Here is a 7847-nt window from a genome sequence, read left to right as displayed (position 1 = left end):
GAGCCCACGAGACCCGCCAGGTTGAACGTCTTGGACGGGGCGTAGAGGGCCACGGTGCGCCTGCGCGCGTCCTCGGAGACGCTCTGCGTTGGGATGTGCTTGTGGCCCGGCAGAATGATGTCGCTCCAGATCTCGTCGGAGACAACCACGCAGTCGTACTTCTTGTAGAGCTCCATGGCGCGCTCGATCTCCCAACGCTCCCACACGCGGCCGCAGGGGTTGTGGGGCGAGCAGAACACGGCGGCGTGGATGTTGCCCTCGGCGAGCTTGGCCTCCATGTCCTCGAAGTCCATGCGCCACACGCCGTCCTCGTCGAGCTTGAGCGGCGAGTGCACGATCTTGAAGCCGTTGTCCTCGATGCACTTGGTGAAGCCGATGTAGGTGGGACTGTGGAGCAGGACCTTGTCGCCCGGCTCCATGAAGCTGTTGAGGGTCGAGACCACGCCGCCCAGCACGCCGTTCTCGTAGCCGATGCACTCGGGCGTGAGGCCCTCGACGCCGTTGCGGGTCTTCTGCCAGTCGATGATCGAGCCAAAGTAGTCATCGGTGGGGTCAAAGTAGCCAAAGGCCGGGTGCTGCGCGCGCTTGATGATCGCCTCGGTGATCGTGGGCGCCGTGGGGAAGTTCATGTCGGCCACCCACATGGGGATGGCGTCAAAGCCCTCGGCGGGCGCGTCGGGCGCGGGGCCCACGCCCAGGCCGTCGACGGCGACAGCGTCCATGCCATGGCGCTCGAGGTGAGAGGTGAAGTCGTACTTCATGCGTTGGTCCTTTCGTTCGTGGCAAACGATACAACGTTAGCATGCACTCCGCAAAACGCATACCACGATGCCCGCAAACGGCCGAGCGTGACAGGGGGACGTGTCTTCTGGCACGTTTTTGCGCGACAAAAGACCCACCCCCATCACGCGCTTTCATATGACAGAAAGCACGTCCTCACTGTCATGCCCCCATTGTCATGCCCTTGTCATACCCCCACCGAGAAGCACGCAACATAAAGAGCGCCCGCACGGCAACGGGGCCGTGCGGGCGCCTGGGTCAGGCTATGAGCGGAGCAGGGGCCACGAACGGGCCGCCCTACTCCTCGCCGAAGAGGGCCTTCTCGGGCGTGATCGGCAGGGTGCGCACGTAGTTGCCGGTGGCGTGGGCCACGGCGCTCGCGACGGCACCCAGCGGCGTGTTGATGACGACCTCGCCAATCGACTTGGCGCCAAACGGGCCCGTGGGCTCGTAGCTCGGGCAGAAGTCGATGCGGATGTCGGGCACGTCGAGGCGGCTCGGGATCTTGTACTGCATCAGGTTGCGGGTGCGGAGGAACCCGTCAGGCGCCACCTGAACGTCCTCGGTGAGCGCCATGCCAATGCCCTGCACGATGCCGCCCTCGGCCTGCACGCGCGCGAGGTTGGCGTTGGCAACCGTGCCGCAGTCGACCGCGGCCACGTAGTCGACCACCGTGACCTCGCCCGTCGCCTTGTCGACGTCGACCTCGGCGATGCCGCACATGAACGGCGGGGGCGAGACGGGCTGCGAGTTCGAGGCATGCGCCGAGAGGTAGCCCGGCTGCAGGCCAATGCCAATGCAGCGGTTCGCAAGCTCGCCGAGCGTCATCTCGCGCACCTTGCCCGACGCGATCTGGCCCACGGTCACCACGTCGTCGTCGGCGCCGTCGTCGACGAACACGCGGCCGTCGGCCACGACGACCTGCTCGGGGGCAACGTCCATGAACTTTGCGGCCTGCTCGCAGATCTTCTCGCGCAGCTTGGTCGCGGCGGACACGGCGGCCATGCCGGTAACGTAGGTGCCCGACGAGGCATAGGCGCCGCAGTCATAGGGCGAGGTGTCGGTGTCGACGCCGTTCACCACGATCTGGGTGGGGCTGCAGCCCAGCACCTCGGCCGCGAACTGCGCCATGATCGTGTCGCAGCCGGTGCCCACGTCGGTGGCGCCCAGGTTCAGCACGAAGAAGCCGTCGTCCTCGAGGCGGATGTCGATGCTGCCGATGTCGACGTTGGAGATACCCGAGCCCTGCATCGTGAGGGCCACGCCCAGGGCGCGCACGCGGTCGCCCAGGTCGCGGGCGAGGGGCTTGTCGTCCCAGCCGATCATCTCCTTGGCGCGGGCGATGCAGTCGTCGAGGCGGCAGCTGCGCAGTACCTCGTTGTAGTACTGCGGACACGTCTCGCCCTCGTGCACGATGTTTGCCAGGCGCAGCTCGCAGGGATCGATGCCCAGCTTGTCGGCCAGCTCGTTCACCGCGCTCTCCACGGCAAACTGGCCCTGCGTGGCACCGTAGCCGCGGAAGGCGCCACCGGGCGTCGCGTTGGTGTAGACCACGTCGTAGGAGAAGCGGCTCGCGCGGGCGTGGTTGTAGATGGGCAGCGACTTGTGGCCGGCGAGGCCCACCGTGGTGGGCGCGTGGTAGCCGTAGGCGCCGGCGTCGGAGAGGACGTCGAGGTCGATGGCCATGATCGTGCCGTCGGACTTGGCGCCCAGCCTCACGTGCATGCGCATCTTGTGGCGCGTGTTGGCGCAGGCCATCGTTTCCTCGCGCGTGTAGATGCACTTGCAGGGGTGGCCCAGCTTGAAGGCGGCGAAGGCCGCGTAGATTTCGTTGCAGCCGGTCTGTTTGGCGCCAAAGCCGCCACCCACGCGCGGCTTGGTGACGCGCACGCGGCTCTGCGGAATCTGCAGGGCGGTGGCCACCTGACGGCGGATGTGGAACGGCACCTGCGTCGAGGAGACCACGCACACGCGGTCCTGGGCGTCGGTGTAGGCGTAGCAGGAGAACGGCTCCATCATCGACTGCTGGGCCGCCTGGGTCTCGTAGTCGTGCTCGATGATGACGTCGGAGGCGGCGAAGGCCGAATCAAGGTCGCCCACCTCGGACACCTCGTGGCAGATGAGGTTGCGCGAGAAGTCCTCGCCCATGGGGATGTGAGCGCGGATGTCGTCCTCGTCGTGCACCACCACGGGGTTGTCGAGCGCCTGGGTGAAGTCGGTCACCGCAGGCAGCACCTCGTAGTCGACCTTGATGAGGCGCTTGGCCGCGGCGATGGCGCGCTCGTCGGTGCCCACCACGATGGCCACCTCGTCGCCGATGTAGCGCACGGTGCTGTCGAGGATGAGGGTATCGTAGGGGCTCATCTCGCGGAAGGACTGGCCCGCGAGGGTGAAGCGCTCGTGGGGCACGTCCTCGTAGGTGTAGATGGCCACGATGCCGTCGATGCGCTCGGCCTTGTGCGTGTCGATCGAGCGGATGCGAGCGTGGGCGTGGGGCGAGCGCAGCAGGCTCACGATGTAGGAGTCGCGCGGGGCGAGGTCATTGGTGTAGACGGCGCGGCCCTGGAGCAGGCCTCGGGCGTCCTTCTTGACCACGGCGTGCGAGACGCACGCGAGCTCGCCAGCGCGCTCGTCGGGGGCGATGAAGTTCGAGATGGTGCTCATGCGCGCACCTCCTCGGCGCTCTCGTCTGCGGCGATGCGGGCGGCGAGCCTGTCGCCGGGGGCGGGCACGGAGGCCACCGAGGCGTGGGCGACGCCACCCTCGGCCACGGTCGCGCGGCCCAGGAAGCGGCGCACGGCGCGCATCTGGCTCGAGTAGCCCGTGCAGCGGCAGAGATTGCCCGACAGCACGCGACGAATCTCCTCGTCGGAGGCGTCGGGGTTGTCGCGCTTGAGGGCAAGCACGTTCATGATGAGGCCCGGCGAGCAGAAGCCGCACTGCTCGGCGCCCTCCTCGGCCATGCAGGTGGCAAACTCGGCCGACTCGGCGATTAGGCCCTCGAGCGTGGTGACGCGGCGGCCGCCCACGCGGCACATGAGCACGGCGCACGACAGCACCGGGACGTCGTCGAGCCAGACGGTGCACAGGCCGCAGTTGGTGGTCTCGCAGCCGCACTTGACGCTCTTGAGGCCACGCATGCGCAGGAAGTCGAGCAGGCGCATGTCGGGGCGGACGTCCTCGGAGACGTACTCATCGTTGATGAAGAAGCTTACGAGCATGCGGGGTCGCCTCCCTCCGAGGCCTGGTCAGGGGTTTCGAGCGTGTGCGCGCAGACGGTGCGGGGCGCGGACGCCACAGGGTCCGGAGAGGGCGGCTCGAGACCCGCGGCCTGGTAGATGGCGCGGCGCCCCAGCTCGCGAGCGAGGTGGCGGCGGTAGCGCTCCGAGCCGCGCATGTTGCCCGAGAAGGGCAGCTGGGCCAGGCGCTCGCAGGCGGCATCGAGCTCCTCGGCGGTGAAGGTGACGGGAAGGCCCAGCGCGGTGCCCTCGACGAGGCGGGCACGGGTGGGGCGAGCGCCCACGGCCACGTGCCAGCCGTCCCACTCGGCGGCGCAGACGTTGAGCACCGGGAAGTCGGTGGCGCTGCGGCGCACGACCTGGAAGCTCGCGCGGTAGTCGTGTTTGCGCACGATCACGTGAGCGAGGACGTCGCGCTCGTAGCCCATCTGGGCAAAGGTCGCGAGGCTAACGGTGCCGGCCCCCACGAGCTCGACCTCGGTGTCAAGGGCGAGCAGCGCGGTGAGGACGTCGGAGAAGCCAAAGCGGCCAAAGACGGAGCCGCCCACGGTGGCGAGGTTGCGCATCTGGGTGCCCACGATGTCGCGCACGGCACGCTCGAAGACGTGGCAGGTGGCGTCGTTGAAGGCCTGATGGCACTCAAGCTGGCGCAGGGTCACCATGGACCCGATGACGAAGGCGTCCTCGGTCTCCTCGATCTTGTCGAGACCGCAGGAGGACAGGTCGATGACCGTCGAGATGCGGCGGTCCTGGAGGCGAAGCCAGACGCCGCCTCCCATGATGCGGTTCATGCGACCCTTGCGGACAAGCTCGTACGCCTCCTCGACCGTGTCGGGGCGTGCGTAGTTCTTGAACTGGAGCACATTTCTCCTTCGGATATCGGCCGCGCCGCGCACCCGCGCGCGGTCATCTGTAGGGCCCACATGACAAGGCCTCGCGCCACCACCCAGGCATGGGCAGCAAGTGCAAGGCCAATGACGCGTGGCGCCCCCTCTTGAATCCTTACCATCCAATCCTAAAGGAAAAGGCCCCCGAGGGGGCCTTCCTGCAGGAAAAGTTCAAATCACGCGTTCGACTATCTTCTGAACAACGCCCGCACAGCGACTTCGTTGCGCCACGTACAAGCGGCCGTCCCGCAGCGCCCCACGCGGCCCACCATGCGCCCGCCCCGCGGCGCCCGTCGATCGATACGCGCAGCCGCCCAAGTTGCGCCCCGTTGCCCGCGCAACAAACACGTAACTTGCACGCGTCACTTTATCTTGCTAAAGTGGATGCCATCGACTTTAGCAGACTAAAGTGGCTCGCACGGCACAGCCGCCTGCCACCACCAAGGAGGACCCATGAACGCCAACGCCCAGATCTCCCGCCGCCAGTTCCTCTCCCTCGCAGGCGGCCTCGCCGCCGCCTGCGGCCTCGGCCTCGTTGGCTGCGGCGGCTCCGGCAGCGCAGCCAGCACCACCGCCGCCGCAAGCACCGCCGCGACCGACGACTCCGCCAACATCACCAAGCTCACGCTCGGCTTCGACCAGGCCTACCCGCCCTACGGCTTCGTTGGCGACGACGGCAACTTCACCGGCTTCGACATCGACCTCGCCGGCGAGGTCTGCAAGCGCAACTCCTGGGAGCTCAACCTCGAGCCCATCGACTGGGACGCCAAGGACACCCTGCTCAACTCGGGCGCCATCACCTGCATCTGGAACGGCTTCACCATGGAGGGCCGCGAGGACGACTACACCTTCTCCGAGCCCTACATGAAGAACGGCCAGGTCGTCGTGGTCAAGAAGGACTCCGGCATCTCCTCGCTCGCCGACCTCGCAGGCAAGGCCGTCATCACCCAGACCGACTCCGCCGCCCTCGAGGTCCTGCAGGGCGACCAGGCCACCCTCGCCGCCACCTTCGCCTCGCTCGACACCATCGGCGACTACAACACCGCGTTCATGCAGCTCGAAAGCGGCGCCGTCGACGCCGTCGCCTGCGACCTCTCCATCGCCCAGTACCAGCTCGCCGCCAAGCCCGACGCCTACGCCCAGCTCGACGAGGCCCTCTCGAGCGAGCGCTACGCCGTTGGCTTCAAGAAGGGCTCCCAGCAGCTCGCCGACAAGGTCACCGAGACCCTCAAGGCCATGGACGCCGACGGCTTCGTCGCAGACCTGTGCGAGAAGTACGCCAGCTACGGCATCTCCTACGAGAACTGGCTGCTCAAGTAGCCAAGGGCGCGCGCCCTCACCAGCCACCTGACCCACCCCGCTACATGCCGCGGCCCGCACCCCTTCGCAGGCCGCGGCACCCCTAAGGAGACACCCGTGGACCTTACCACGATGACCGGTATGCTCGTCCAAGGCTTCGGCACGACGCTCGCGCTGTTCGCCCTCACCCTCGTGGGAGCCATCCCCCTGGGCATCCCCGTAGCCCTCGCGCGCATGAGCCGCTTCCGCCCGCTGGCCTGGCTTGCCCGCGCGTTCATCTCGGTGCTGCGCGGCACGCCCCTCATGCTGCAGATGTTCGCGATCTACTTCGCGCCGTTCTACGTCTTTGGCATCGAGCTCACGCCCGCATCGAAGTGGCAGGCCTGCGTCGTGGCGTTCATCGTGAACTACGCGGCCTACTTCGCAGAGATCTATCGCTCGGGCATCCAGTCGATTCCGCGCGGCCAGTACGAGGCGGCCGAGGTGTTGGGCTACTCGAGCGCGCAGACCTTCGTGCGCATCGTGCTTCCGCAGGTGGTCAAGAAGATCCTGCCCGCGATGGGCAACGAGATCATCACCCTCGTAAAGGACACGTCGCTCGCCTTCTCGATTGGCGTGGCCGAGATGTTCTCGACCGCCAAGGCCCTCGTGGCCTCGCAGGTGAGCATGGTGCCGTTTGCCATCGCGGCCGTCATGTACTGGGTCTTCAACTTCATCGTCGAGCTGGCGCTGGGCGCCGTCGAGAAGAGGCTCGACTACTACCACGACTAGGCGCGCTATAAGGGCGAGAAGGACGAGAGGAACGAGACGGCATGGAACCCGTGATGAAGATTGAGGGCGCCCGCAAGGCGTTCGGGCAAAACGAGGTGCTCAAGGGCATTGACCTCGAGGTGAGCTGCGGCGAGGTCGTGGCCATCATCGGCCCCTCGGGCGGCGGCAAGTCAACGCTACTGCGCTGCGCCACGCTGCTCGAGCGCCTCGATGCCGGCAGCCTCTCGTTTGGCGACGTCGCAGTTGCCACCAACGAGGGAGGACGCGCCGCCTACGCCAAGCCCGCCGAGCTTGCCCGCGCACGCTCGCGCTTTGGCCTGGTGTTCCAGAACTACAACCTGTTCCCGCACATGAGCGTGCTCAAGAACATCATGGACGCACCCATCCACGTGCAGCGTCGCGACCACGCCGAGGTCGAGGCCCAGGCCCGCGAGCTCATCGCCAAGATGGGCCTCGCCGGATGCGAGGACAAGGTCCCCTGCCAGCTCTCCGGCGGCCAGCAACAGCGCGTGAGCATCGCCCGCGCGCTCGCGATGAGGCCCGGGATGCTCTTCTTCGACGAGCCCACGAGCGCCCTTGACCCCGAGCTCACCGGCGAGGTGCTGAATGTCATCAAGGACCTCGCGGCAGAGAACATGACCATGGTCATCGTGACGCACGAGATGGCCTTTGCGCGCGACGTGGCAAACCGCGTGGTCTTCATGGACGGCGGCACCGTCGTCGAAGAGGGCTCCCCCGAGCAGGTCTTTGGCAACCCCACGCAGCAGCGCACCCGCGAGTTCCTCAGCAGGTACAACGGCTAGCTGGGACATTTGCGCCCGTAGCCTTTCTGTCCCACTTTTCCTGCGGTTTGGGACAGAAAGGCTACGGG

7 protein-coding genes are annotated in these 7847 nt (G+C 67.0%); 3 read left to right on the top strand and 4 right to left on the bottom strand.

All coding sequences use genetic code 11. The features are described from left to right. The 4 genes from AC1VTH_RS05100 to AC1VTH_RS05085 form a co-directional block, all read right to left on the bottom strand. Positions 1-761, bottom strand: a 761-nt coding sequence (locus tag AC1VTH_RS05100; RefSeq protein WP_481335063.1) for a MalY/PatB family protein, incomplete at its 3' end; no start/stop codon positions are given. 316 nt (positions 762-1077) lie between these two features. Next, positions 1078-3444: a xanthine dehydrogenase family protein molybdopterin-binding subunit gene (locus AC1VTH_RS05095; RefSeq protein ID WP_481335062.1), complete on the bottom strand. Its 2367-nt coding sequence runs from the start codon at positions 3442-3444 to the stop codon at positions 1078-1080. Then, positions 3441-4001, bottom strand: coding sequence for a (2Fe-2S)-binding protein (locus AC1VTH_RS05090; RefSeq protein ID WP_301830262.1), 561 nt, complete (start codon positions 3999-4001; stop codon positions 3441-3443). The genes AC1VTH_RS05095 and AC1VTH_RS05090 overlap by 4 nt, the downstream gene beginning before the upstream one ends. Further along, the gene (locus AC1VTH_RS05085; protein WP_481335061.1) at positions 3992-4882 is read right to left on the bottom strand and encodes an FAD binding domain-containing protein; all 891 of its coding nucleotides are present in this window, start codon (positions 4880-4882) and stop codon (positions 3992-3994) included. The genes AC1VTH_RS05090 and AC1VTH_RS05085 overlap by 10 nt, the downstream gene beginning before the upstream one ends. Before the next feature lie 477 nt (positions 4883-5359). Between AC1VTH_RS05085 and AC1VTH_RS05080 the strand changes: the two genes are divergently transcribed. The 3 genes from AC1VTH_RS05080 (at position 5360) to AC1VTH_RS05070 (ending at position 7779) form a co-directional block, all read left to right on the top strand. Continuing rightward, on the top strand, positions 5360-6226 hold the full coding sequence (locus tag AC1VTH_RS05080) for an amino acid ABC transporter substrate-binding protein (protein WP_481335060.1): 867 nt from the start codon (positions 5360-5362) through the stop codon (positions 6224-6226). Positions 6227-6322: 96 nt separating this feature from the next. Then, on the top strand, positions 6323-6976 hold the full coding sequence (locus AC1VTH_RS05075; RefSeq protein WP_293673801.1) for an amino acid ABC transporter permease: 654 nt from the start codon (positions 6323-6325) through the stop codon (positions 6974-6976). A 41-nt stretch (positions 6977-7017) separates the two neighbouring features. Beyond that, positions 7018-7779, top strand: a complete 762-nt coding sequence (locus AC1VTH_RS05070; protein ID WP_481335059.1) for an amino acid ABC transporter ATP-binding protein — start codon at positions 7018-7020, stop codon at positions 7777-7779. Positions 7780-7847 lie beyond the last annotated feature (68 nt).

This window comes from Parolsenella sp. (assembly GCF_982402205.1).
This window is presented reverse-complemented; position numbering and strand designations above follow the sequence as displayed.